General features: G+C 63.7%; 21 protein-coding genes. 7 read left to right on the plus strand and 14 right to left on the minus strand.

The window, feature by feature from the left end:
* Nucleotides 1–369, plus strand: a complete 369-nt coding sequence (gene gcvH, locus AC1DZP_RS16555; protein WP_477303823.1) for a glycine cleavage system protein GcvH — start codon at nt 1–3, stop codon at nt 367–369.
* Between the two features lie 17 nt (nt 370–386).
* Complete coding sequence (gcvP, locus tag AC1DZP_RS16560) at nt 387–3,197, plus strand: aminomethyl-transferring glycine dehydrogenase (RefSeq protein ID WP_477303825.1); 2,811 nt, start codon at nt 387–389, stop codon at nt 3,195–3,197.
* Here gcvP and AC1DZP_RS16565 read toward each other — a convergent pair whose 3' ends face one another.
* From AC1DZP_RS16565 to cpaB, 9 genes are all read right to left on the minus strand, one after another.
* The gene (locus tag AC1DZP_RS16565) at nt 3,198–4,373 is read right to left on the minus strand and encodes a GGDEF domain-containing protein (RefSeq protein ID WP_477303827.1); all 1,176 of its coding nucleotides are present in this window, start codon (nt 4,371–4,373) and stop codon (nt 3,198–3,200) included.
* A gap of 279 nt (nt 4,374–4,652) precedes the next feature.
* On the minus strand, nt 4,653–5,123 hold the full coding sequence (locus tag AC1DZP_RS16570) for a tetratricopeptide repeat protein (RefSeq protein WP_095087887.1): 471 nt from the start codon (nt 5,121–5,123) through the stop codon (nt 4,653–4,655).
* 200 nt (nt 5,124–5,323) lie between these two features.
* The gene (locus tag AC1DZP_RS16575; RefSeq protein ID WP_477303829.1) at nt 5,324–6,289 is read right to left on the minus strand and encodes a type II secretion system F family protein; all 966 of its coding nucleotides are present in this window, start codon (nt 6,287–6,289) and stop codon (nt 5,324–5,326) included.
* A 1-nt stretch (nt 6,290) separates the two neighbouring features.
* Nucleotides 6,291–7,256: a type II secretion system F family protein gene (locus AC1DZP_RS16580; RefSeq protein WP_477227356.1), complete on the minus strand. Its 966-nt coding sequence runs from the start codon at nt 7,254–7,256 to the stop codon at nt 6,291–6,293.
* A gap of 4 nt (nt 7,257–7,260) precedes the next feature.
* Nucleotides 7,261–8,682: a CpaF family protein gene (locus AC1DZP_RS16585; RefSeq protein WP_477303831.1), complete on the minus strand. Its 1,422-nt coding sequence runs from the start codon at nt 8,680–8,682 to the stop codon at nt 7,261–7,263.
* On the minus strand, nt 8,679–9,893 hold the full coding sequence (locus AC1DZP_RS16590; protein WP_477303833.1) for a CpaE/TadZ family protein: 1,215 nt from the start codon (nt 9,891–9,893) through the stop codon (nt 8,679–8,681). The genes AC1DZP_RS16585 and AC1DZP_RS16590 overlap by 4 nt, the downstream gene beginning before the upstream one ends.
* A gap of 32 nt (nt 9,894–9,925) precedes the next feature.
* A complete protein-coding gene (locus tag AC1DZP_RS16595) occupies nt 9,926–10,195 on the minus strand; it encodes a hypothetical protein (RefSeq protein ID WP_477227358.1) in 270 nt (89 codons plus the stop codon).
* A 4-nt stretch (nt 10,196–10,199) separates the two neighbouring features.
* A complete protein-coding gene (locus tag AC1DZP_RS16600) occupies nt 10,200–11,645 on the minus strand; it encodes a type II and III secretion system protein family protein (protein ID WP_477303835.1) in 1,446 nt (481 codons plus the stop codon).
* 32 nt (nt 11,646–11,677) lie between these two features.
* Entirely contained in the window at nt 11,678–12,604 is a 927-nt protein-coding gene (cpaB, locus tag AC1DZP_RS16605) for a Flp pilus assembly protein CpaB (protein WP_477303837.1), read from the minus strand.
* A gap of 237 nt (nt 12,605–12,841) precedes the next feature.
* Between cpaB and parE the strand changes: the two genes are divergently transcribed.
* Both parE and AC1DZP_RS16615 read left to right on the plus strand, forming a co-directional pair.
* The gene (gene parE / locus AC1DZP_RS16610) at nt 12,842–14,896 is read left to right on the plus strand and encodes a DNA topoisomerase IV subunit B (RefSeq protein ID WP_477227360.1); all 2,055 of its coding nucleotides are present in this window, start codon (nt 12,842–12,844) and stop codon (nt 14,894–14,896) included.
* Between the two features lie 44 nt (nt 14,897–14,940).
* A complete protein-coding gene (locus AC1DZP_RS16615) occupies nt 14,941–17,007 on the plus strand; it encodes an FUSC family protein (RefSeq protein WP_477303839.1) in 2,067 nt (688 codons plus the stop codon).
* Here the strand turns inward: AC1DZP_RS16615 and AC1DZP_RS16620 are convergent.
* On the minus strand, nt 17,004–18,125 hold the full coding sequence (locus AC1DZP_RS16620) for a DUF2336 domain-containing protein (RefSeq protein ID WP_477303840.1): 1,122 nt from the start codon (nt 18,123–18,125) through the stop codon (nt 17,004–17,006). The two genes, AC1DZP_RS16615 and AC1DZP_RS16620, sit on opposite strands and share 4 nt — an antisense overlap.
* A gap of 152 nt (nt 18,126–18,277) precedes the next feature.
* Here AC1DZP_RS16620 and AC1DZP_RS16625 point away from each other — a divergent pair, with 152 nt between their 5' ends.
* Complete coding sequence (locus AC1DZP_RS16625) at nt 18,278–18,730, plus strand: MaoC family dehydratase (protein WP_095087868.1); 453 nt, start codon at nt 18,278–18,280, stop codon at nt 18,728–18,730.
* Nucleotides 18,730–19,611 carry an HpcH/HpaI aldolase/citrate lyase family protein gene (locus tag AC1DZP_RS16630; protein WP_477303843.1) on the plus strand — a complete coding sequence of 294 codons (882 nt, stop codon included), beginning with the start codon at nt 18,730–18,732 and terminating at the stop codon, nt 19,609–19,611. The genes AC1DZP_RS16625 and AC1DZP_RS16630 overlap by 1 nt, the downstream gene beginning before the upstream one ends.
* Here the strand turns inward: AC1DZP_RS16630 and AC1DZP_RS16635 are convergent.
* Complete coding sequence (locus AC1DZP_RS16635; RefSeq protein ID WP_095087866.1) at nt 19,608–20,216, minus strand: flavin reductase family protein; 609 nt, start codon at nt 20,214–20,216, stop codon at nt 19,608–19,610. The genes AC1DZP_RS16630 and AC1DZP_RS16635 overlap by 4 nt on opposite strands.
* Before the next feature lies 1 nt (nt 20,217).
* Nucleotides 20,218–20,802: a nitroreductase family protein gene (locus AC1DZP_RS16640; RefSeq protein WP_477227366.1), complete on the minus strand. Its 585-nt coding sequence runs from the start codon at nt 20,800–20,802 to the stop codon at nt 20,218–20,220.
* Between the two features lie 158 nt (nt 20,803–20,960).
* Here AC1DZP_RS16640 and AC1DZP_RS16645 point away from each other — a divergent pair, with 158 nt between their 5' ends.
* A complete protein-coding gene (locus AC1DZP_RS16645) occupies nt 20,961–21,926 on the plus strand; it encodes a hypothetical protein (RefSeq protein WP_457151898.1) in 966 nt (321 codons plus the stop codon).
* Nucleotides 21,927–21,950: 24 nt separating this feature from the next.
* On the opposite strand, the gene AC1DZP_RS16650 is transcribed toward AC1DZP_RS16645, so the two are convergent.
* Nucleotides 21,951–22,889, minus strand: a complete 939-nt coding sequence (locus AC1DZP_RS16650; RefSeq protein WP_477303844.1) for a lysophospholipid acyltransferase family protein — start codon at nt 22,887–22,889, stop codon at nt 21,951–21,953.
* Nucleotides 22,890–22,973: 84 nt separating this feature from the next.
* The gene (gene thrS, locus AC1DZP_RS16655; RefSeq protein WP_477303846.1) at nt 22,974–24,950 is read right to left on the minus strand and encodes a threonine--tRNA ligase; all 1,977 of its coding nucleotides are present in this window, start codon (nt 24,948–24,950) and stop codon (nt 22,974–22,976) included.
* Nucleotides 24,951–25,120: the final 170 nt, after the last annotated feature.

Consider the following 25,120-nt stretch of genomic DNA (forward strand, 5'->3'; position numbering starts at 1 on the left):
ATGGCAACAACCTATTTCACCGAAGATCACGAATGGCTCCGTGTCGAGGGCGGCATCGCCACCGTCGGCATCACCGACTACGCCCAGGAGCAACTCGGTGACCTCGTCTTCGTCGAACTGCCCGAGACGGGAAAGAAGCTGGCCAAGGGCGATACCGCCGTGGTGGTCGAATCCGTCAAGGCGGCCTCCGACGTCTATGCGCCCGTCGACGGCGAAATCACCGAGGCCAACGGCACGCTGTCGTCGGACCCGTCGCTGGTCAATTCGGCGGCAACCGGCGCCGGCTGGCTGTGGAAGATGAAACTCGCCGACGAAAGCCAGCTCGCCGGCCTCATGAATGAGGCCGCCTACAAAGCCCATATCGGTTGACATCAGGATCTCGACACATGACCGCAGCACCCTACCCCTTCATGGCTCGCCACATCGGCCCGGGCGTCAACGACACCAGAGCAATGCTCGCCGTCATCGGCGTTCCCTCGATCGAGACGCTGATCAGCCAGGCCGTGCCGAGATCGATCCGCCTCGACCAGCCGCTCGCCTTGCCAGCTCCGGCCAGCGAAGCGGAGGCGCTCGCCGAACTGTCGGCGATCATGGCGAAAAATACGGTGTTGAAGAGCTTCATCGGCGCCGGCTACCACGGCGTCCACGTGCCACCGGTCATCCAGCGCAACCTGTTCGAGAACCCAGCCTGGTACACGGCCTACACGCCCTACCAGGCCGAGATCAGCCAGGGCCGGCTCGAAATGCTGTTCAATTTCCAGACGCTGGTCGCCGAATTGACTGGCCTGCCTGTGGCGTCGGCCTCGCTGCTCGATGAAGCAACGGCGGTCGCCGAAGCGGTCGGCATCGCCTTGCGGCATCACCGCGACAAGCGCACCAAGGTGGCGCTAGCCGGTACGCCACATCCGCAGACGCTGGACGTGGTGCGCACCCGCGCCGAACCGCTCGGCATCGAGATCGACGGCGAGGCGATCGACGACAACACCGCCGCCCTGCTTGTCTCCTGGCCAGACACGTTCGGCGTCTATGGCGACCACAAGGCAGCGATCGACAAGGCGCGCGCCACCGGCACACTGGTCGTGTTCATCGCCGACCCGCTCGGCCTGACGCTGACCGACGCGCCGGCAAAGCTCGGCGCCGACATCGCCGTCGGCCCGATGCAGCGTTTTGGCGTGCCGATGGGTTTTGGTGGCCCGCACGCCGCCTATTGCGCCGTCGCCGACAGACTGACGCGCTTGATGCCCGGCCGCCTGGTCGGMCAGTCGACCGACAGCAAGGGCCGGCCAGGCTACCGGCTTGCCTTGCAGACACGGGAACAGCATATCCGCCGCGACAAGGCGACCTCCAACATCTGCACCGCGCAGGCGTTGCTCGCCAACATGGCGACCGCCTATGCCATCTGGCACGGCCCCGCCGGGCTGCAGGCGATTGCCGGGCGCATCCACGCGCTGGCCAACCGCCTGGCAGGCGGCCTCGAGGCGGCAGGCGTGTCGGTGATCGGCGCCAGCCGCTTCGACATGGTGACGGTGGAGACGAAGGGCAAGGCGGCGCAGATCGCCGCTGCGGCCGAAAAGACCGGCCGGCTGCTGCGCGTCATCGATGCCGACCATGTCGGCATCAGCTTCGACGAGACCTCGACCGATGCCGATCTCGACGCAATCGCGGCATTTTTCGGCGCCAAGGCTGGTCCCGCGGCCGACAGCACGGTGCCGGGAAAGCCGCGCGGCAAGGAGTTTCTGACCCAACCCGTGTTCCACGAGAACAAGTCGGAAACCGAGATGATGCGCTTCCTGCGCCGGCTGGCCGACAAGGATCTGGCGCTCGACCGCACCATGATCCCGCTGGGCTCCTGCACCATGAAGCTCAACGCCGCCGCCGAGATGATGCCGGTGAGTTGGCCAAGCGTCGCCAACCTGCATCCGTTCGCGCCGGCCAGCCATTCGGCCGGCTACCGCGCCATGGCCGGCGAACTGGAAGGCTGGCTGTCGGAGATCACCGGTTTCGACGCGGTCAGCCTGCAGCCCAATGCCGGCAGCCAGGGCGAGTATGCCGGATTGCTTGCCATCCGCGCCTATCACCGCTCGCGCGGCGAAGGCCATCGCACCATCTGCCTTATCCCATCTTCCGCACATGGCACCAATCCGGCGAGCGCGGCGATGGCGGGCATGAGCGTCGTCGTCGTGCGCTGCCTGGAGGATGGCAATATCGACATGGACGATATGAGGGCCAAGGCCAATGAGCATTCCAAGAACCTCGCGGCGCTGATGTTCACCTATCCCTCGACGCATGGCGTGTATGAGGAAGGCGCGCGCCATCTCTGCGCCCTCATCCATGAGCATGGTGGACAGGTCTATTTCGACGGCGCCAACCTCAACGCCCTCGTCGGCCTCGCTCGCCCCGGCGACATCGGCGCCGATGTCTGCCACATGAACCTGCACAAGACCTTCTGCATTCCGCATGGCGGCGGCGGCCCAGGTGTCGGCCCGATCGGCGTAAGGGCGCACCTAGAACCCTATCTGCCGGGTCATGTCACCGAAGGCTCGGCGCATGCCGTGTCGGCCGCCCCCTTCGGCAGTGCTTCCATCCTGCCGATCACCTGGATGTACATCCGCATGATGGGCGGTTCCGGCCTGAAGCAGGCGACCGAGACGGCGATCGTTTCGGCAAACTACGTGGCGACGCGGCTCGCACCGCACTTCCCGCTCCTCTACAAGGGCAGGCACGATCGCATTGCCCACGAGTGCATCCTGGACACGCGCGTGCTCAAGGAGAGCGCAGGCATCAGTGTCGACGATGTCGCCAAACGCCTGATCGACTATGGTTTCCATGCGCCGACCATGTCGTTCCCGGTCGCCGGCACGCTGATGGTCGAGCCGACCGAGTCCGAGCCCAAGCGGGAACTCGACCGCTTCTGCGAGGCGATGATCGCCATCGCCGGAGAGGCAGCGAAAGTCGCCAAGGGCGAATGGCCTTTGGCCGACAATCCGCTGGTCAACGCACCGCACACCGCCGCCGAGGCGCTGGCCGGCCAGTGGACCCATCCCTATTCGCGCCTGGAGGCGGCGTATCCCGCCGGTGACGCCGACACGGCAGCAAAATACTGGCCGCCGGTGTCGCGCATCGACAATGTTGCAGGCGACCGCAACCTGGTCTGCTCCTGCCCGCCTTTGTCGGATTATCTGGGTGCGGCCGAGTAACTACGCTGAGCGCAAGGCCGGCTTGACCGGTTCGGCCTTGCTCATTCCTTTGCGGCTGATGACGCAATTTCGCCCGGCGCGCTTGGCGGCATAGAGCGCTATGTCCGCCTCGGCCAGCACCTCGTCGAGGCTGCGGCCATCGGCCTCGCCAAAGCCGATGCCGCCGCTGACCGTGCTGCGCAACGGGCCGAGCGGGGTGGCAACGATTTCGGTGCCGAAGGCAACGCCGATCTTGCTGGCGAGGTCGTAGGCCCTTTCCTCCGTCATCCGCGACATGACGACGGCAAATTCCTCGCCGCCCAGGCGAAAGGCGTCGACGCCGGTCCGGGCATATTTCTTGATGACGGCGGCGAAGCGGCACAGCACCTGGTCGCCGACCGGGTGACCGTAGACGTCGTTCGTCCGCTTGAAGTGGTCGAGGTCGAACATGACGACGGACATGAATGGACCGAAACTCCGCTCGCCATAGAGCGACATCAATCCCCGGCGGTTCATCAACCCGGTCAGCGGGTCGGTCATGGTCTCGGCCTTCAGTTCGATCTGTGCTTGCAGATGGTGGAGGGAGAGCGTCAAGGCGCCGAGCCCGGTCATGCAGGCCACCGCCACGACGGAGTTCAGCCTTTCGGCCCAATTGTCGGGCGCGATCGCGAGCGCCCACTGCCCCCTGCCCAGCAAAACCATGCCACAGAGCGCGAACGACACCGCACAGGTGCCGCTCAGAAACGAAACCACCAGCAGGATCCGGCGATCATGGCTGCCGTTGATCCAGAACATGGCGCCGATCGCCGAGAGCAGCGCCGTCACCGTCGCGTAGGTGATGATGAAGCCGACACCGTCGAGGCCGATGGAGGTCACGGCCGCGCAAATAGTCATGGCGGCGAGCGTCGGTGCAACGGCACGTCTGTGGCTGGGCACGCCGAGATACTGCATGGCCGACAGGCAGAGGATCAGGAACCCCAGGCTGAGCAGCGCAAGCACGATCTGGCAGAGCACCGGATCGGGCTCCTTGGTGTATCGCCAAAACAGGATCACATGCGCGACGAGCACCAGAATGCCGCACGCCACAGTCAGCACAAAGCGTGCCTTGGGCGCGGTGAACCAGATCGCAAACATGGTAGCGCTGAGGCATGTGCCCGACAGCGCGGCCGCGAGCAGGAGCGAACTGAAGTCCAACATGTTGGGCGAGGGCCTCTCGAGAGTCGGCGGTTGCACTGCATTCTAGGTCAGCGGCAGCCCTCGGATACGGGTTTTCAGCCGGTCTTCCGACGCAACCTGCGCATAGGGTTTACAAAGCGTCCATGCCCTGTGTCCCGAAACAGCACCCTGGAGCATGATGCCGAAAAGTGTGAGCGATTTTCGGACGACATCTTGCTCTATCCCTTTGATTTAGAAGCGGATTCAGATTTCAGGTCGATTCGACCTGAAATCATCCGGCTCCAGAACGCCACGACCAGATCAACCCTTGTTCAAGAGCGCGAGATTGGCGTTGACGACCGTCGGATCGGCCATGCCGGCCCTCGCTTCGAGCAGCAGCGCCTTGGCCTTCTTGCGATTGCCACGCAACAGTTGCGAATACCCCATGTTGTTGACGATCTGCGGCTTGCGGCCGGCGACTTTCAGAAGCTGGTCGTAGGCTCGGTCGGCGAAGTCGAAGCGGCCAAGTTCGTCATAGGAAGCGGCGAGCCCCATCCAGGCTTCGGCATTGTCGGCCTTCAACTCGACGGCCTTGCGGAAGTGCTGTTCGGCGAGGCCGTAATTGGCGTCGCGAAACTGCGCCTTGCCTTGCGCCAGATCGGAAGTATCGATGTCCTTTGCCACCGGTTGGATGGCCGTGGTCTTGGTGGTGTCGACGCCACTCGTCGTACAACCAGACATCATTAAGACGGCCGCCACCGCAGCCATTGCCGTGAAATTACTGTGACGCATGCCCCTGCCTCATCGCCCGATTTGCCGGGTCGTTCTTCAGGAAACACATTACAGGAAAGGCGATTAAACTTCGGTGCCGAAACACGCTCAAAATTAAGCTTTGGGCACACCAGCCATTAACCACCCGGTGCAGGCCAGAGGATCTTGACCGGGCCGCGTGCAAGACACGGCTTGGACTGGGCGTTCGAGGGACGCGCTTCCTAGCGCTCCGTCATCATTTTGACGATGATCGGGATGATGGCGATCATCAGCACCACCGGCAGGATGCACACCGTTACCGGCACCGACATCTTGGCCGGCAGGGCGTGCGCCTTTTCCTCGGCCAGCGACATGCGCTTGTGGCGCATTTCATCGGAAAAGACGCGCAGCGCGCCCGACAGGCTGGTGCCGAGTTCCTTCGACTGCTGTAGAAGCGTGGCGAAGGAACGCACCTCGTCCAGGCTGAGGCGGTCGGCAAGCGCCTTCAGCGCATCGTCGAGGCTGCGCCCTGCCCTCAGCTCCAGCGACACAAGCTGCAGGTTCTGGCTGAGCGCGGGATAGGTCTTGGCGAGTTCCTTGGAAACGCGCTCGATGCCGGCCTCCATGCTCATGCCGGCATCCGAGCAGACGATCATCAGGTCCATGAAATCGGGAAAGCCGTTGCGGTATTCGCGCCGCTTTTCCCGCACCTTCTGGCTCAGCACCAGCCCAGGCAGGAAGTAACCGGCCGCTCCCGACAGGATGACGAACGTCCATCGGCTGGCCATCGTCGCGTCTGGACTGGCCATCCATTGGTTGAGCACAAAGACACCGATGGCCGTGCCGATCATCGCAATGAACCGGACGAGGAAAAACATGCCGACGGCGCGCGGCTCCATGTAGCCCGCCTGGATGAGCGTCATGCGCAGCCGGGCGACATTTTCCGGATCGCTCTTGGCATAGAATTCCTGCGCCCTCTTCACCGCCTTCTCGCGCACGATGCTGGTATTCTTCTTCGGCACCGGCTCGGGCTTCGCGGCCACCGGACCGTGATCCACCTTGAGCCGGCGCATGACGTCGTTGCGGTCGCCCTTCGCCGCAACCATCGGCCAGGCAACCGCGGCGGCGCCCACGGCCAGCAACAGGATGGCCACGGGCATCAACGAGGTCGGCGCAAGCGAGGCGAGGAATTCGATGAAGGCTTGCATGTCAGAACCTGAAATTCGACATCTTGAACATCATCAGATTGCCCAGCATTAGCCAGGCGACAGAGCCGCCAATCAGGTACCAGGTCAGCGGCTCACCCCAGACGTTGCGGTAGAAGGCTGGCATCAGCGCCATGATGGCGGCAAACAGCAGTGCTGGTATCGCCGTCAGAATGTAGGCCGACATGCGGCCTTCGGTCGAAATGGCCCGCACCTTGCGGCGCAGCTTGCCACGCTCGCGGATCGTCAAGGCCAGGCCGTCGAGGATCTCGCGCAGATTGCCGCCCGAACTGCTCTGGATCGAGACGGCGGTGACGAACAGCGGCAGGTCCTCATGGCCGACCCGGTCGAACAGCGAGTTCAAGGCCGAAACCAGGTCCGATCCATAGGTCACCTCGTCGGCGATGACGCCGAATTCACTGCCGATCGGGTCGGGCATCTCGCGCGCCACCATGGCGACCGCTACCGGCACCGGATGGCCGGCCTTCAGGCCGCGCGTGATCAGTTCCAGTGCCTCCGGCAGTTGCGTGCCGAACCGCTTCAGCCGGCGGCCGCGTTTGAAGCGCAGCGTCATCACCGGCAGGATCGGCACAAGCATGACAAACAGGACGAGCCCGAGCAGCGGCGGCAAGCCGTACCACATGGCGGCCAGAGCCGCGGCGAATGCCGCGCCGCAGGTGGTCATCAGGAATTTCGGCAGCGGCATGACCATGCCAGACTGGGTTCGCAAGGCGCGGAACCGTTCCGGCGAGAACAGCGACGTACCCGCGTCAAGGCCGCGCTCCTTGCGCAGCTGCACAAGCACCTGCTCCTGGCTGATCGTGTTTTCCTGCAGTTTCATGCGCCGGTTGATGGCGGTGCGCTTGTCGCTGCGGCCGGCATAGAGCAGGTAGCAGGCCTCGGCGATCAGGATGCCGGTAAGTGCCGCCGCGGCATAGACGACATAGATAGCGCTGAGCCCGTCGAACACCTGACTACTCCTGCGGCCGGCCGGGTTCGAAGTATCGCCCGGGGAACTCGATGCCCATGGCGCGCAAATCCTCGAGGAAGCGCGGCCGGATGCCGGTCGCCTCGTAGTGGCCGAGGATCTTGCCGTCGGCGTCCATGCCGGTGCGCACGAAGCGGAATATCTCCTGCATCTGGATGACATCACCTTCCATGCCGGTCACCTCGGCGACGCTGGTCACCTTGCGCTTGCCGTCGGACAGGCGCGTCAGCTGCACGATAAGGTCGAGCGCGCTGGCGATCTGGCTGCGGATGGACTGCACCGTCATCGGCATGCCGGTCATGCCAAGCATCTGCTCCAGGCGCGAAATGGCGTCGCGGGGCGTGTTGGCATGGATGGTCGCCATCGATCCTTCGTGGCCGGTGTTCATCGCCTGCAGCATGTCGAAGGCCTCCTCGCCGCGGCACTCGCCGAGGATGACGCGGTCTGGGCGCATGCGCAGCGCGTTCTTGACCAGATCGCGCTGCTTCAGTTCGCCATGGCCCTCGATGTTGGCGGGACGCGTCTCCATGCGCGCCACATGCGGCTGCTGCAGCTGGAGTTCGGCCGCGTCCTCGATGGTGATCAGCCGCTCATCTTCGGGAATGAAAGCCGACAGCGCGTTGAGCATGGTCGTCTTGCCGGTGCCGGTGCCGCCCGAAATGATCGTCGTCTTGCGGGCATGCACGGCCGCCGCCAGCACTTCGGCCATGTTCTGGGTGATGGCGCCGAACTCGACCAGCTTGTGCAGGCCGAGCTTGTTCTTGGAGAATTTGCGGATCGACACCAGCGGCCCGTCGACCGCAACCGGGCGGATGGCCGCATTGAAACGCGAGCCGTCCAGCATGCGTGCGTCGACCATTGGCTGCGATTCGTCGACACGACGGCCGACCGCGGCGACGATCTTGTTGACGATGCGCAGCAGATGCGCCTCGTCCTTGAACGGAATATGGACCGGCTGCAGCTTGCCCTTCTTTTCGACAAAGCAGTTCTGGTGGCCGTTGATCAGGATGTCGTTGATGTCGGGATCCTTGAGCAACGGCTCCAGCGGCCCGAGACCGACCATCTCGTCGACGATGTCGTCAACCAGCGCGTCAAGCTCGACGGTGTTGATCGCCATCCGCTCYTGSYKGGTCTTTTCCGACACGAAWTCMWRYACYTGCCGGCGCATYTCWTCCTTGGGCARRCGCTCCAGCGCGACMAGGTTGATCTCYTCGAGCAGCAGCCGGTGGATACGCACGCGCGCATCGAGCACCTTGTTGGCATTCTTTGCCGGTGCGGCTTCCGGCTTTGCCGTCAAAGCCTTTCGGTTCGTCGGAATGACGACGGCATGATGCGCGACCGGCACCGGCTCGGCGGCGCGCTGCGGACGCGCATCGCGGTTCTGCAGGGTGGAAAAGCGGCTGGTCATCCGGCCTTCCTCTTCAGCAATCCCCGGCCCATGCCAAACAGCGAGCGCGATTTCGCCCGGGGTTGGACTGCTTCCTCCGGCAGGATGATCTTCTTCAGATCGTTGAYGACATTGGCGTTCGGGTCGATCTCGTGCAGCGGCACGCCCCGATCGACCGCCTCGCGCACCAGCCGGTAGTTGTTGGCAATGCCGCCGACGAAATGCTCGCCGAGGATCTCCTGGACATCCGCCTGCTTGATACCGTTGTCGAACATCTTCTGCTCGAAACGGTTGACGATGACGTTGGGCTTCACTTCCTTGCCGGCAGTCTCGTAGACCGCCTGGATCAGACGCTGCGTGTGGCGCAGGCACGGCACAGTCATTTCGGCGACGATGTAGAGTTTGTTGGAACCGAGCAGCACCGTTTCCGTCCACGGGAACCAGGTGCGCGGCATGTCGATGACGACATTGTCGAAATAGGCCGAAACGAGGTCCAGCATGCGCACCACGACATCGGTCTTGAACGAGCGCATTTCCGCCGGATGCGTCGGCGCCGCCAGCACGCAAAGCCCGCTGGCATGCTTCGACAGCATCACGTCGAGCAGTTGCCGGTCGAGGCGTTCGGGCTGGTTCTCGATCTCGGTGATGTCGAAACGTGGTTCGAGGTCGAGATATTCGGCACAGGCGCCCTGCTGGAAATTGAGGTCGACCACGCAAGTCGACGCGCCGCGCGTCACCGAGTGATGCAGCTGGAAGGCGGTCTGCAGCGCCAGCGTCGTGGTGCCGACGCCGCCGGCGGCCGGCATGAAGGTGTAGATCTGCGACTCGGTGTTTTCCTCGCGCCCGGGCCCTTGCAGCGCCCGCACCACGGAGCGCACCAGGTCGGCGGTGGTGATCGGCTTGACCAGGAAATCCGCGACCTTCAGCTGCACCAGTATGCGCACTGCGGCGGCATTGAACTCCTGGGTGACGACGACGACCGGCACCTTGTCCTCCAGCCGGCGCATGATGCGCTGCAGCGACTCGACCTCCTCCAGCCTTGCCGCATCCATGTCGACGATGATGGCGCCGAAATCGGCCTCCTGGATCTCGCCGCGCAGCTCCGCGATATTCTTTTCCACTGTCGACAGCTGGATGACCTCGGAGGCGGCGAATGCGGTCCGCGTGTCCTGCACAAAGGTCCTGTCGGTCGAAACGAGCAGGATCTTCCTGGTCTTGATGCCGTTTGCCATTCTGTCAGCCTGTCCGGTCGCCGCCTGTTGGATCAGTTGCCTGTCGTGGATTGCGACGCTTTCGCGCCGGCCGCCTGATCGGGAGTGATGGCCACCGCGTCGCCGCGCTGGGCTGGGACGAGAAGTTTTGTGTTCTGGACACCGTATTTCCAGGGATCGACCATCTGCATGACGGTGTCGGCGGCTTGCGCATTGCCAGCGGCCGGCGTCACCCCTTCGGTGCGCACATAGTCGTCGCTGGTGCAGCCGGCGGCGAAGCCGGCCAGCAGCAAGGCGATGCTCGATCTCAAGACCAGACGCATGGTTTCAGTCCTTCGGTAGGTCGAGGAAATGCCCGACCGTGGTAACGGTAGCCGGCTGCGCGACAGTGCCGCCGGCCATCGCCAGCGCGCGATTGGCGTCGGACGTCTTCACTTCGTCGGTGTTGTTGAGAAAGTAGTCGGCGTTGCTGGCCGCCTGCGTACCGTCGGTCGGCACGATGAGTTTCTTCGACGGATCGACCGGCTTGACCAGATAGGGGGTCACGATCATGACCAGGTCGGTCTCGCGCCGCTGATAGGATTTCGACGAAAACAGCGCCCCAAGCACCGGCATTTTGCCAAGGCCGGGAATGCGCGACGTGGTGATGTCGTTTTGCGACTGCAGCAATCCGGCGATCATGAAACTCTGGCCGTTCTTCAGGTCGACCGACGTCCTGGCGCGGCGCACGATGAAGCCGGGCACCGATATGTTGCCGATATTGTAGGAGGCCGACGCGTCGATCGAAGAGACTTCCGGCGCGATGTCCAGGCTGACCAACCCGTCCTTCAGCACCGTCGGCGTGAAATCCAGGCTGACGCCATATTTCTTGTAGCTGACCGAGATCTTGCCGTTGTCCTCGGAGACCGGGATCGGAAATTCGCCGCCGGCGAGAAAGCTTGCCGTTTGGCCGGAACGGGCGATCAGGTTCGGTTCGGCCAACCGGCGGGCCAGGCCGCGCTCTTCCAGCGCCTTGATGGCGATATCGATCGACACACCGTCCGACAGCAACCGGCCGATGATCTCGCCGGTCCCGGCCCCCGGCAAGGCACCCGGATCGATGGTGACGTCGCGCCCGCCGAGGCCGTAGGCGAAATTTGCGCTGTATTTGGCGCCGAGGTCCTGACCCGCCTGGCGGTTGATCTCGACAAAGCGGACGTTGAGCTGGACTTGCTGCGACGACGAGATGTTGACCGAGTTGATCACCTCCTCGGCGCCGGAAAAACGCGTCGCGATCTTGTTTGCCTTTTCGGCGGCGACCGCGTCATCGGCCTCGCCCGACAGCACGACACGGCCATTGGCCGAGCCGACCTTGATCCTGGCGTCCGGCACGCTGGCGCGGATGGTGCTGGCCAGTTGGTCGGTGTCGAGCGTCACCTCGATATCGACGGTGCCTACAAGCTGCTTCTTCTCATCGAACAGCGCGATGCCGGTGGTGCCGAGGTTGTTACCGAGCACGTAGAAGGATTTGTCGGTCAGCGGATTGACGTTGGCGATCTCCGGATCGCCGATGACGATCTGGTAGAAGGCGGCGCTGGTCATGATCGTCTTCGGCTTGCCCTTGGCCACCTTGATCGACGCATTCTTGGTCGACGACACATAGACGATGTCGTTGTCGGCCCTTGCCGAGGTGCCGAAAGCCAGCATCCCTGCGGCAGCCAGCGAAGCCGCGACAGCCACGGTGCGCAAAACGCGCAACCGCCCCATGACCCGATATGTGATCAGCCCGAACATTGTCCCGTCCCTCACCCAGTCCCCACTGGCTTCTATTTCTGGTCCGGCGAAGGAACCTGGTATTCCTCTGCCTTCGTGCCGCGCGTCACGATGACCGTCTTGAATTTCGGCTTCTCCGGCTCTTTCGCCACGGCATTGAACAACGAACTGGCCGCGGCCTGCACGTTGGAGGCGACCGATCCGCCGAACGAAGAGATGGTGGTGACGCCGTTCTTGCCGTCATCGCCTTCGCTGGCGGAGCGAAGCGACAGCGACAGCGAGCCGACGGTGCGGGCAAGCGCCACTTTCTTCGCGCCTTCGGTGGTCACCTCGATGGTCACGGAATTGGCAATCTGCGGCGTGGTCTGGCGCTCGTCGGCGCCCTGCCCGACGCTCAGCACCTTGGCGTCGGAGACGACGATTTCGGAGGTGATGGTCGAACCGGCGGCGCCTTGCGCGTTCTTGGCCACCTCCTGGATTTCGCCGGCATCGCGGGTCAGCACGACGTCAACCCGGTCGCCGGGTGTGACGAAGCCGCCGACACCTGCAATCTCGTCGGTGCGGATGGTCACCGCCCGCATTCCGGGCGTCAGCATGTTGGAGAGCGTCGCGCGGCCATTTGGCCCCGACAGCTTGGTGAGCAGCACCGGCTCGTTGACCTCGATCGGCGTCAGCACCACGCGATTGCCGTCGCCAAGCAATCCATCAATGGTCGGGAAGGCGCCCTGCGGCAGGGAATCCTGCGGCCAGGGAATTTCGCTGAGCTTCGTGCGGTCGAGCTCCATACCATAGCGCAACGGAGCATTGGCCACCACGATGGTCTTGAACTCGATCTTGGGTGCAACTGGCGCGGGGATCGACGCCGTCTTCGCTTCGCTATCTGCCCTGGCCTGGCTCTTGACCCAGAAATCCGCGGCAAAGATCGATATCGCGCCAAAAACGGCGGCGATGCCGATCATCGATATGGCCTTGCCCCTCACGCCCGAAACCCCTGATGCCCGCAGTTTCTTGTTTTGTTGGGCTCATGCTAGGCGGCATTGTTAAAGAATCAGGAATGCATCGCGGTGGCATTTGACCTATTTCCGCCGGATTGGTTATCGAATGGTTCTGGGCTAGGACGGGCAATTCCCCGAACGGAACAGGAACCTCGGTCGCTTGGCGCTGAAAAGCGTGCCAGTATCGCGAGGTGATTCGCAGCATCGGACTCTATGGCAGGCATGGACGACAACAACGATCTTTTCGGCAATCTGGACAAGCAGCCGCAACCGGTCCGCACACCGGCGCGCCCGGCGGATCCGCTGGTGCAGGCGACCAGGCGTCCCGCCGCGACCAAGGATGGCAGTGAGGGCTATAGCGCCGCCGACATCGAGGTTCTGGAAGGGCTGGAGCCGGTGCGGCGCCGGCCAGGCATGTATATCGGCGGCACCGACGACAAGGCGATGCACCACCTGTTCGCCGAGGTCATCGACAATTCGATGGACGAGGCGGTTGCCGGCCATGCCACCTTCATCGATGTCGAGCTCTCTGCCGACGGCTATCTCGCCGTTACCGACAACGGCCGCGGCATTCCGGTCGATCCGCATCCGAAATTCAAGAAGCCGGCGCTCGAAGTGATCATGACGACGCTGCATTCGGGCGGCAAGTTCGACTCGAAGGTCTACGAGACATCAGGCGGCCTGCATGGCGTCGGCGTCTCGGTGGTCAACGCGCTGTCGGACCATCTTGAGGTCGAGGTCGCGCGCGGCCGCCAGCTTTATCGCCAGCGCTTTTCGCGCGGCGTCCCGGTAACTGGCCTGGAACAGTTGGGCGAGGTTCACAACCGGCGCGGCACAAAAATCCGCTTCCACCCCGACGAGCAGATTTTCGGCAAGGGCGCTGCGTTCGAGCCGGCGCGGCTCTACCGCATGACGCGGTCGAAAGCCTATCTGTTCGGCGGCGTCGAAATCCGCTGGACCTGCGACCCGTCGCTGATCAAGGAAAAGGACCAGACGCCGGCCAAGGCCGAGTTCCATTTTCCCGGCGGCCTCAAGGATTATCTCAAGGCATCGCTCGGCGACGAATTCCAGGTGACGCGCGAAATCTTCGCCGGCAAGAGCGACAGGCAAGGCGGCCATGGCTCGCTCGAATGGGCGGTGACCTGGTTCGGCGGCGACGGCTTCATTAATTCCTACTGCAACACCATCCCGACCGGCGAAGGCGGCACCCACGAGGCCGGCTTCCGCAACGTGTTGACGCGCGGCCTGCGCGCCTATGCCGATCTCGTCGGCAACAAGCGCGCCTCGATTGTCACCTCGGAAGACGTCATGATCTCGGCGGCGGGCATGCTGTCGGTGTTCATCCGCGAGCCCGAATTCGTTGGCCAGACCAAGGACAGGCTGGCGACGATCGAGGCAATCCGCATTGTCGAGACCGCGATCCGCGATCCGTTCGACCATTGGCTGGCCGACAATCCGCAGGAAGCCTCTAAGCTGCTCGAATGGGTGATCGCGCGCGCCGACGAGCGGGTGCGCCGGCGACAGGAAAAAGAGGTGTCGCGCAAGAGCGCGGTGCGCAAATTGCGGCTGCCGGGCAAGCTCGCCGACTGCACGCAGAATGCCGCGGCCGGCGCCGAACTGTTCATCGTCGAAGGCGACTCGGCCGGCGGCTCGGCCAAGCAGGCACGCGACCGTGCCAGCCAGGCCGTGTTGCCGCTGCGCGGAAAGATCCTCAACGTCGCCAGCGCCGGCAATGACAAGCTTGCCGGCAACCAGCAGATTTCAGACCTGATCCAGGCGCTCGGCTGCGGCACGCGGTCGAAATACCGCGACGAGGATTTGCGCTACGACCGCGTCATCATCATGACCGACGCCGACGTCGACGGCGCCCACATCGCTTCGCTGCTGATCACCTTCTTCTACCAGGAGATGCCGGCGCTGGTGCGGGGCGGCCATCTCTTTCTGGCGGTGCCGCCGCTATACTCGATCCGGCAAGGCGGCAAGGTCGCCTATGCCCGCGACGACGCACACAAGGACGAGCTTCTGCGCACCGAGTTCACCGGGCGCGGCAAGGTCGAACTTGGGCGCTTCAAGGGTCTGGGCGAGATGATGGCCGCGCAGCTCAAGGAAACCACCATGGATCCGAAAAAGCGCACGCTGCTTCGCATCGATGTCATCGACGCCGAGGCCGCGACCAAGGACGCGGTCGACGCGCTGATGGGCACCAAGCCTGAAGCCCGCTTCCGCTTCATCCAGGAACGCGCCGAATTCGCCGAGACGGAAGTGCTGGATATCTAGCCGCCAGCCGGTCCATAACAGGCTCGACTTGCGGAGACCGGCATGTGACCTGGGCGCGGCTGAAAGGCTATTTCGAAACCAGTTTGGCCGGGCTGACGCAACCGACGCGTTCGGACTGGATTTTCTCGCTGCGCACGGTTTCGGCCGGCCTGATCGCGCTTCTGGTCGCCTACGCCCTTGAGCTCGACCACCCGCAGTGGGCCATGATGACGGTGTTCATCGTCGCCCAGCCCGTCGCTGGCATGGTGCTGGCGAAAGGCTTCTACCGGCTGCTCGGCACGCTTGCCGGCGGCATAGCGGCGATCGGCATCACCACGATCTTCGGCACCAGCCCCTGGGTGCTGGTGACGGTGCTTGCCGTCTGGATCGGCATCTGCACCTTCGTCTCGTCGCTGCTGCGCAATCCCGAAGCCTATGGTGCCGCCCTTGCCGGCTACACCGCGATGATCATCGGCCTGCCTGCCTTCGGACAGCCGCACGTCGTCGTCGACCTCGCGGTCGCGCGCTGTGCCGAAATCGTGCTCGGCATTGTCTGCGCCGGCCTGACCAGCCGGCTGATCCTGCCGAAACTGGCCAGCGACGCCATCATCTCGCGGTTGAAACGCTGCATCCTCGATCTTGCCACCTATGCCGGCGGCGCATTCTCCGGCGGCGATCCGGCGATCCTGTCGGGCATGCACCGAAAGCTGGTCGCCGACACCCAGACGCTTGGCGAGATGCGCGCCTACGCCAGGCTCGAAACGGCGAGCTTCGCGCCGCGCGCCCATCCGGTCCGGCGCACTATTGGGCAACTGCTCTCGGCCCTGTCGGCGGCGCGCGCGCTGCATTCGCACGCCGCCCCGAAGAACGCAGCGCTCATTCCGGTGCGCTCGGAGTTGCAGGCCCTTGTCAGCGAACTGGCCGCCAAACCCGGCGCGCTGGACGACACCGCACCCTGGGTGGCCCGGCTCGACGCGATCTCGGTCAAGGCCCGGCAAATGCCCGATGCCTCGACCGATCAGGGCGACGACAGGGTCGGCACCATCACCCGCCTCACCATCGCCGCCGATTTCGCCGAGGCGCTCAAGCAGGTGCTGCGCGGCCTCGACGCCTTGCGCGCGCCTGTTACCCGTCCTGTCCGGGGCAGCAGGCAACCCGCGCTGGTGGTGCACCGTGACTACGCCGGCGCATCGCGCAATGCCGTGCGCGCTGCTCTTGCCACCTTGCTGGTCACGGCCTTCTGGCTAACGACGAAATGGTCGGAAACCGCAGGCACGGTCATTCTCGTTGCCGTCGTGTCGAGCCTGTTTGCCGCTCGCCCCGACCCCGTGCAAGTGTCCTGGGGCTTCTTCAAGGGAACGCTGCTGGCGCTTCCCTTTGCCTTTCTCGTCGGTCAGGTCGCGTTGCCCGCTTTGCCCGGCTTCGGCTGGTTCATGCTGCTTGTCGTGCCGATCCTGGTGCCGACGGCGCTCGCCATGGCCAATCCGCGCCATGTCGGCGTGGCGACGGCCTTCGCCATCAACTTCCTCGCCTTCCTCAGTCCGCACCAGGCGATGGCCTACGATCCCGCACCGTTCTTCGCAGGTTCGGCGTCGGTCCTGGTCGGCATCCTGCTGGCTATCGGTGTCTTCATCCTCGTGCTGCCCGCCGATCCGTGGCTTGCGGCCAACCGCATCGTGCGCGCCATGCGCGAAGATCTGGCGCGACTTTGCCTACATGAGCGCGTGCCGAGGCGTTCAGCCTTCGAGAGCCTCGCCTATGACCGCATCAACCAGTTGATGCCCCTGGTGCAGAATGCCGGCAGGAAAGGCGATGCGGTTCTGGGCGGCGGCGTCGCCGCCGTCACCGTCGGCTTGGAAGTCCTGCGGCTGCGCGACGCAAGCCAGGGCCATGCCATCCCATCCGAGACCGCGCTTTCGATCGCCAACTTTCTGAGGGGGCTGGCGCGGGAACTGCTCTTCCACGCACCCGGCGATCCGCAAACGTCGACCATCGCCGTCGCCCGGCAATATGCGACGAGCATCGCGCAGCGCAACGCCACCAGCGAGATGCTGCAGATCGCGGCATCGCTGCGCATCATTGCCGCGGCGATGGAAGATTTTCCCGATTTCTTCGCGGGGGATAAAGGCTAGGCCGCGGCGATCGCCAGCGCGTGACCACGCGCATTCTCACGCAGCGCATCGAGATGGATCGACTTGACCAGCGTGGCGAGATCGCTTTGTGCTGACTGTCCGCCCAATTCCTTCAGCATCAGCCAGCTGACCTCCTGAACGCCGGCGACACGCTTGCCGTTGGCCACCTCGCGCCAGATTTTCAGCGCGCGCAGGATGATGGCATGCGTGACGGCGGCAAGGCCGGCGCTGCGAAACAGCGCCTGCAAGGCCACATCGTGCCCGCCGGCCAGCAGCGCCCTCACCCTTTGTTCGGATTGCTGGCTGAGCGCGACCAGCGCCGAGCCGAAGAAATCGACCTTGCCATGCGTGATGGTGCGGATGAGGAAGCTTGCGGTGAGATCGCCGCGCAGCCTGAGATGCTCGATCAGCGCAGGATGTTCTTCCTGGCGCGTGCCTTCGATCAGCGTCACCGAAGCCTTGACGCAGGCGTCGCGCATGACGCGATCGGCTCGCGCCGCGCCCATCAAGGCCATGACCAGCGGCGACGTTTTCAGCATCTCGCCGAGTTTGACGAGCAGCATGTGCCGGCAGTCGGCAGGCAGGCGGGCATCCGATATCAGGGCTTCGCGCACCAAGGGCAGATGGCCGTGGCGTTCGGCCATGCGGCGGAAGCTGAGCAAGGCGATGTCGGCGCCGCTGTTGGCGAGCAACACGGCGCAGGCTTCCGCCTCGCCGATCTCGGCGATGGCCGCCGACAGCGCCATCGAAACGAACGACCGGTCGGCGATCAATTTTTGCGTCACCTTCGGACTGCTGGCCACACGGTTGATCAGATCGGCGTCGGTAAGCAGCGGCGAACGTGCCAGCACCACGCCGGCGACTTCCGGCTGGTCGCAGGCCAGCGCGCTGATGATCTGCAACGGCGCGTGCTGGCTCATCGACAGCGCTTCGGCCATCGCCAGCCGCACTTTCGACGAAGCGTCGTCAAGCAGCAGCGTCAGCGCCGCCTCGGCGGCGCAGCGGTCCTCGAAAGGCAGGTCGGAATTGACGTAGGCCCGAGCCAGCGCATTGGCCGCGGCGGCGCGCTCCGAGACCCTGGCGGTGCAAATCCATCTCAAAAAATGCGAAACAACCATTGCCGCCTGCTTACGCCCCCTGCCAGAACGCTCCTGGCCCCATGCAGACGGTAGGCAGAAAAGGTTTACGAACGGTTCACCATGTTCATTAACTGGCTTGCGAGCCCTGAATGCAGCGCCTATCAACCCCACAGGCAGTAGAGGAGCGGGATATGGCCGGGCTTTATTTGGAAGAGTTCGTCGTCGGCCATGTCTTCCAGCACACGCTGCGCAAGACCGTCACCGAGAGCGACAACATGCTGTTTTCGGTGATGACGCTGAACCCACAGCCGCTGCATATCGACTTCGATTTTGCCGCCAAGAGCGAATGGGGCAAGCCGCTCGTAAACTCGCTGTTCACGCTCGGCCTGATGATCGGCATCTCGGTCAACGACATCACCGTCGGCACCACGGTCGCCAATCTCGGCATGAAGGAAACGGTGTTTCCGCACCCGGTCTTCCATGGCGATACCATCCGTGTCGAAACGACGGTGATTTCGGTGCGCGAATCCAAGTCGAAGCCCGACCGCGGCATCGTTGAATTCGAGCATCGGGCCTACAATCAGAACGGCGATCTCGTCGCCAAATGCACGAGGCAAGCGATGATGCTGAAGAAGGCGGGCTGATGCGTTCGCTGCTGTTCGTCCCCGGTGATTCCGAGCGGAAGCTGCAAAAGGGTTTTGGCGCCGGCGCCGACGTGGTCATCGTCGATCTTGAGGATTCCGTGGCGCCGCACAACAAGGCGCTGGCGCGCGAAATCGCGGCGCGCTTCATCGCCGAACGCAGGGCGCAAACCGGCTCAGTGATCTATGTGCGCGTCAACGATCTGTCGACCGGCATGACGGATGACGATCTGGCTGCTGTTGTTTCAGCCGGGCCCGACGGCATCATGCTGCCAAAATCGAACAGCGGCCAGGATGTGCAGCATCTCTCGGCAAAGCTCAGGGTTCACGAGGCCGAAAGTGGCCTTGCCGACGGCGCAATCAAAATCCTTCCGATCATTACCGAAACCCCGGCAGGCGTGCTGGCGGCGGCCACCTATGCCGGGACAAGCGCACGGCTTGTCGGTCTCACCTGGGGCGCCGAGGATCTGTCGGCGGCGATTGGCGCGCGCACGGCCCGCGACGAGCGCGGCGGCTACACCGACGTGTTCCGCCTGGCCCGCACCATGACCATCCTTGCCGCGGGTGCGGCGGAGGTTGCGGCGATCGACACCGTCTTCCCGAATTTTCGCGACATGGCGGCCTTCGAAGCGGAATGCGCCGAGGCCGAACGCGACGGCTTCACCGGCAAGATGGCGATCCACCCCGATCAGGTGCCCGTCATCAACGCAGCTTTCACGCCTTCGGCCGAAGCCTTGAGACAATCGGCGGCAATCGTCGCGGCTTTCGCGGCTGCGGGAAATCCCGGCGTCGTCGGCATCGACGGCAAGATGGTCGACCGCCCGCATCTGCGACTGGCCGAAAGGCTTCTGGCGCGGGCCAAGGCGGCCGGGATTTCAGCCTAGTCCTTGTTCCAGCGCGGCCGACGCATCGGAAACACCTCGTTAACGCTCGCATAGTCCATGTAGCCGAGACGAGCGACATTGCCGGCCTTGGTGATATCGAACAGGCCATCCGTCAGGAAGGCATCGTCGATGTACACGCCGACCACTTCGCCGGCGACGACGACAGCGCTCGTCGCCGATCCGTCCAGCGCCTTTGGGCGAAAGACTTCCGTCACCCGGCATTCGAGCGCGGCCGGTGCTGCCGCCACGCGCGGCGGCGCGACGAGGCGTGACGGCGCCATGGCAAGCTCTGCATAGGCGAACTCATTGACGCCGCGCGGCGCGTCGACGGACGTGCGGTTCATCTTTTCCGCGAGATCGCGGCTGACCAGATTGGCGACAAACTCGCCGGTTTCCTGCGCGAAGGTGGCGCTGTCCTTTTCACCTTCGGAGGAAAACCAGACGATGAAGGGCCGCGTCGAAACGGCATTGAAGAACGAGTATGGCGCGAGATTGATCTCGCCGGCCCCGTTCAGCGTCGATATCCAGCCGATCGGACGCGGCGCCACGATCGCCTTGGAAGGATCGTGCGGCAGCCCGTGGCCCTTTGAAGGTTCGTAGAACATTTCAGCCCGCCCACGGCCCCGAATAATCGGCATAGAGCTTCGCCGGATCGGGCCGGGGCCGCTCCGGCGCCGGGCCGGAATAGGAGCCGATATGGACGAAGCCAATGACACGCTCCTGCGGCGCCAGCCCCAGCAGCGCCCTACCCTCGGGCACATCCGAATACCAGTTGCTGATCATATTGGTACCATAGCCCAAAGCATTGGCTGACATCATCAGGTTCATCGCCGCCATGCCGCCCGACAGGAACATCTCCCATTGCGGGATCTTTGGATTCTCCCTGGGGATCGACACCACGCCGATTACCAAAGGCGCACGCGAGAACCGCGCCAGTTCCTGGTTGCGGCGGCCTTCCGGCAACGGCCCCTCCCGCTGCTCGGCAAGTGCTGCCAGTTGCCTGCCGATCTCGACGCGGGCGTCACCGCGATAGAGGATGAAGCGCCAGGGTTCCAGCCTGCCATGGTCGGGTACCCGCGAGGCAGCAGTGATCATCGTCGCGATCTCCGCATCGCTCGGCGCCGGCTCCTTCAAATCGGGGATCGGTGCAGAGTTTCGGGTCAGCAGGAAGTCGATGATCGGCGACGCCATGGGCGCAAGTCTCCTAAAACATTCTGTTTTGAGCTGGAGCGCACCATCGGGAATTCGGGCGGCTCGGGCAATAGCGCGGGGCGCGCCGGACGGAAGAGTCGTATCGGTTGGACTCTTAAGCCTTGAAATTGCCACCGCCATGGGCTTCAACGCAAGGCATGTTTGAGGGGACACTGCGTCTTTTCCTGGTCTGGTTGGTCGCCTTGCTGTTCATGGCGCCGGTTTCGCTCGCCATGGCACAGACCGCGGATGGCGTTAGCAATCTCAAGCTTCCCGGAATTTCGAGCTACGCGACGCCGAAAGGCGAGAGGTCGCTGGCGCTCGGCAGCGGCGGCGCCATTACCCTGTCCGCCCAATTGACAGACAAGGGCGCCGACATCACCCGCGGCATCGTCTGGCGCGTCTTCAAGCCCGAGGCCGTCAACGGCAAATTGCCGATGGTCGCCTCCGCGCATGGCGGCACCGCTGTCTTCCAGCTCGAACCCGGCAGTTACCTGGTTCATGCCTCCTATGGCCGGGCCGGCGCCACCAAACGCATCACCGTTGTCGGCAAGGACGCCAAGCGCGAAAGCCTCGTGCTCGACGCCGGCGGCCTCAAGCTCGACGCTGTTCTGTCCGGTGGGGTGCGCATTCCACCGAAGAACCTGCGCTTCTCGATCTACGAAGGCACCGCTGCGCCGAATGGCGAGCGCGCGCTGATCATACCCGATGTCGAACCCAACAGCGTCGTGCGGCTCAACGCCGGCACCTACCATGTCGTCTCGACCTATGGCGCGGTCAACGCGGTCATCCGCTCCGACATCCGCGTCGAGGCCGGCAAGCTGACCGAAGCCACCGTCGAGCATCATGCCGCCGAGATCACGATGAAGCTGGTGCGCGAAACCGGTGGCGAGGCGATCGCCGACACGTCCTGGTCGCTGCTCAACGAATCCGGCGATCCGATCAAGGAATCCGTCGGCGCCTTCGCCTCGATGGTGCTCGCCGAGGGCGACTACACCATCATCGCCAAGAACCGCGACCGCATCTACCAGAAGGATTTTACGGTCGTTGCCGGACAGAACCAGGAAATCGAGGTTCTGGCCACCGAGGCCGCGGCGATTGATCCTGAAGAAGGTGCTGATTAACCTTCCGCCGCGGGCTTGCCGACTTCAGGCCGCCAGCTTGGTCCGTGCCGGCAGGAACGGAAGCCGGCGACGCGCCACGATTGGCGCCAGGTCGAACACGCCGCGATAAAGGCGGTCGAGCAATGCCTTGCGGTCGCGCAGTGGCTCCACCTCGCTCCAGCTCAGCACATCACCGACGCGCACCTCGATCGCCTTGCCGGACAATCGCGCGAATTCGCGGATGAGCAGCGAGGTGCGCAGCGTCAGCGACGCCTTGCCGACAAATTTCGCCAGGCGGCCATCGCTCTCGGCCATGTTCATCGGGCCGCTGACCAGATGGAACAGCCGGCCGTTCTGCCCGGAAAAATGCATGGGAATCACAGACGCCTTGGCGTCCTGGACGAGACGGGCCGGAAACATCTTCCACGGCAGGTCGCGCGCCCGGCCAAAGCCCTTCGGCGCGGTGGCGACGCCGCCGGCCGGAAACACCACGATGGTGACGCCCTCTTTCAAAAGCCGCACCGCCTCGTGGCGCACGGCCATGTTGTTCTTCAGCGCGTCCTTGGTCTCTGAAAAGTCGATCGGCAGCGAATAGGGCTCCATCTCGCGGATCTTGAGCAGATCCTTGTGGATCATCACCCGGAACGGCCGCCCCAGCTGCTCTGCCAGCGACAGCACGGCGATGCCGTCGCCGATGCCGAACGGATGGTTGGCGACGATCACCAGCGGTGTATCCGGCAATTGCGCGGGCGGCCATTGATCCGCTGTCCGCACCCGGACGTCGATCAGGTCGAGCATGCGGCTGAAAACGCGCTCGCCGGTCGGCACGACCTGGCGGCGCCAGAAATCATAAAGCGCGGTGTAGCGGTCGCGGCCCGACAGGCCTTCGACCGAATGAATGAACCAGCGCGTCAGCGCCGGCTGGCGCGGATTGGCATAGGAAAGCTCGGGAAAGGACCGTTCGCGCAATTTCAGCTTGAGCATAAGGGCTCGTTACAAGGTTGGCGTGACAGGGATATGAAAATGGCGGTGGATCGCTCCACCGCCATGTCGTCCGGACCATGCAGATCAGGCAGCGCGCTTGCGCCTGCGGTCCGGCGTGATCGCTTCTTCGGTCAATTGCGCGATCGCCTGGGCAAGGCCGAGCGATTCCTGGTCGCGCGAGCCCAACCGGCGCATGTTGACCGTCTGCTCCTCCGCCTCGCGCTTGCCGCAGACGAGGATCACCGGAACCTTGGCCAGCGAGTGTTCGCGGACCTTGTAGTTGATCTTCTCATTGCGCAGATCCGCTTCCGCCAACAGTCCGGCGGCCTTGAGCTTAGCCACCACCTCGGTCGCATAATCGTCGGCGTCCGACGTGATGGTCGCCACCACCACCTGCAGCGGTGCAAACCACAGCGGGAAATGACCGGAATAGTTCTCGATCAGGATGCCGAGAAATCGCTCCATCGAACCGCAGATGGCGCGATGCACCATGACAGGTTGCTTCTTCTCCGAATCCGAGCCGATGTAGAAGGCGCCAAACCGTTCCGGCAGGTTGAAGTCGACCTGCGTCGTGCCGCACTGCCATTCGCGGCCGATGGCATCCTTCAGCACATACTCGAATTTCGGCCCGTAGAAGGCGCCCTCGCCCGGGTTGATCGAGGTCTTGATGCGATTGCTGGACCGCGTCCTGATCGTCTCCAGCACGCTGCCCATGATCGCCTCGGCGTGGTCCCACGCCTCGTCGGTGCCGACGCGTTTGTCGGGCCGCGTCGACAGCTTGACGCTGATCTCGTCGAAACCGAAATCGGCATAGGTCGACAGGATCAAATCGTTGATGCGAAGGCACTCCGACGCAAGCTGCTCCTCGGTGCAGAAGATATGCGCATCATCCTGCGTGAAGCCGCGCACACGCATCAGCCCATGCAGCGCGCCGGATGGTTCGTAGCGATGCACATTGCCGAATTCCGCAAGCTTTACGGGAAGATCGCGATAAGACTTCAACCCATGCTTGAAAATCTGCACATGGCCCGGACAGTTCATTGGCTTCAGTGCGAAGACGCGGTCGTCGTCGGTATCGTCACCGGCAACCGTCACCTTGAACATGGCGTCGCGGTACCAGCCCCAGTGGCCAGAGGTCTCCCACAGGCTCTTGTCGAGCACCTGCGGCGCGTTGACCTCCTGATAGCCCTGTTCGTCGAGCCGGCGGCGCATGTAGTTGACCAGGTTCTGGAACATCTTCCAGCCCTTGGCGTGCCAGAAGACGACGCCGGGCCCCTCTTCCTGGAAATGGAACAGGTCCATCTCGCGGCCGAGTTTCCGGTGGTCGCGCTTCTCGGCCTCCTCCAGCATTGTCTGGTAGGCCTCGAGCTGCGCCTGGTCGGCCCAGGCCGTGCCGTAGATGCGCGTCAGCATCGGATTGTTGCTGTCTCCGCGCCAATAGGCGCCGGCCACCTTCATCAGCTTGAAGGCATTGCCGATCTGCCCCGTCGAGGCCATGTGCGGCCCACGGCAGAGGTCGAACCAATCGCCTTGCGCATAGATCTTGAGGTCCTGATCCTCGGGAATGGCGTCGATCAGTTCCAGCTTGTAGCGCTCGCCCTTGTCGGCAAACACTTTTTTCGCCTTGTCGCGCGACCAGACTTCCTTGGTGAACGGCTTGTTGCGCGAAATGATCTCGCGCATCTTCTTCTCGATCACCGGGAAATCGTCGGGCGTGAAAGGCTCGTTGCGGGCGAAATCATAATAGAAGCCGTTCTCGATCACCGGGCCGATGGTCACCTGCGTCCCCGGCCACAATTCCTGCACGGCTTCCGCCAGCACATGTGCGGTGTCATGGCGGATGAGCTCCAGGGCGCGCGGATCGTCGCGGGTGACGATCTCGACCTTGCCGGACTTGCCCAGCGGATCACTGAGGTCGCGCACGACGCCGTCGATGCTGTAGGCGACCGCCTTCTTGGCCAGCGATTTCGAGATCGACTCGGCAAGCCCGGCACCGGTCATCGCCGCGTCATATTCGCGGACGGAGCCATCAGGAAATGTCAGGGAAACGGAATTCAGCATGTGGTTCTCCTATCCAGTCCCGCAAACGAGCGCGGGTGGTCAACTGCATGTCGTTCAGAGTGTGCAACGCTTTGGGCGACATGCATGGGGGTAAAGCCGGATGCGTCCGGCGGTGGGCGGGTTTTAGAGGCAGCGTCGCGCCAGGTAAAGAGCGCTGATTGGCCTGGCCG

It is taken from the genome of Mesorhizobium sp. P2_F8 (assembly GCF_056403655.1).

Bases quoted from the DNA above. Each gene is read 5' to 3' on its own strand.
- thrS (WP_477303846.1), bottom strand. From the start codon at position 24,950: ATGCTGAATTCCGTTTCCCTGACATTTCCTGATGGCTCCGTCCGCGAA.
- AC1DZP_RS16570 (WP_095087887.1), bottom strand. From the start codon at position 5,123: ATGCGTCACAGTAATTTCACGGCAATGGCTGCGGTGGCGGCCGTCTTA.
- AC1DZP_RS16640 (WP_477227366.1), bottom strand. From the start codon at position 20,802: ATGGCGTCGCCGATCATCGACTTCCTGCTGACCCGAAACTCTGCACCG.
- AC1DZP_RS16630 (WP_477303843.1), top strand. From the start codon at position 18,730: ATGCGTTCGCTGCTGTTCGTCCCCGGTGATTCCGAGCGGAAGCTGCAA.
- AC1DZP_RS16645 (WP_457151898.1), top strand. From the start codon at position 20,961: ATGTTTGAGGGGACACTGCGTCTTTTCCTGGTCTGGTTGGTCGCCTTG.
- AC1DZP_RS16635 (WP_095087866.1), bottom strand. From the start codon at position 20,216: ATGTTCTACGAACCTTCAAAGGGCCACGGGCTGCCGCACGATCCTTCC.
- parE (WP_477227360.1), top strand. From the start codon at position 12,842: ATGGACGACAACAACGATCTTTTCGGCAATCTGGACAAGCAGCCGCAA.
- AC1DZP_RS16595 (WP_477227358.1), bottom strand. From the start codon at position 10,195: ATGCGTCTGGTCTTGAGATCGAGCATCGCCTTGCTGCTGGCCGGCTTC.
- AC1DZP_RS16565 (WP_477303827.1), bottom strand. From the start codon at position 4,373: ATGTTGGACTTCAGTTCGCTCCTGCTCGCGGCCGCGCTGTCGGGCACA.
- AC1DZP_RS16575 (WP_477303829.1), bottom strand. From the start codon at position 6,289: ATGCAAGCCTTCATCGAATTCCTCGCCTCGCTTGCGCCGACCTCGTTG.
- gcvH (WP_477303823.1), top strand. From the start codon at position 1: ATGGCAACAACCTATTTCACCGAAGATCACGAATGGCTCCGTGTCGAG.
- AC1DZP_RS16650 (WP_477303844.1), bottom strand. From the start codon at position 22,889: ATGCTCAAGCTGAAATTGCGCGAACGGTCCTTTCCCGAGCTTTCCTAT.
- AC1DZP_RS16625 (WP_095087868.1), top strand. From the start codon at position 18,278: ATGGCCGGGCTTTATTTGGAAGAGTTCGTCGTCGGCCATGTCTTCCAG.
- AC1DZP_RS16600 (WP_477303835.1), bottom strand. From the start codon at position 11,645: ATGTTCGGGCTGATCACATATCGGGTCATGGGGCGGTTGCGCGTTTTG.
- AC1DZP_RS16620 (WP_477303840.1), bottom strand. From the start codon at position 18,125: ATGGTTGTTTCGCATTTTTTGAGATGGATTTGCACCGCCAGGGTCTCG.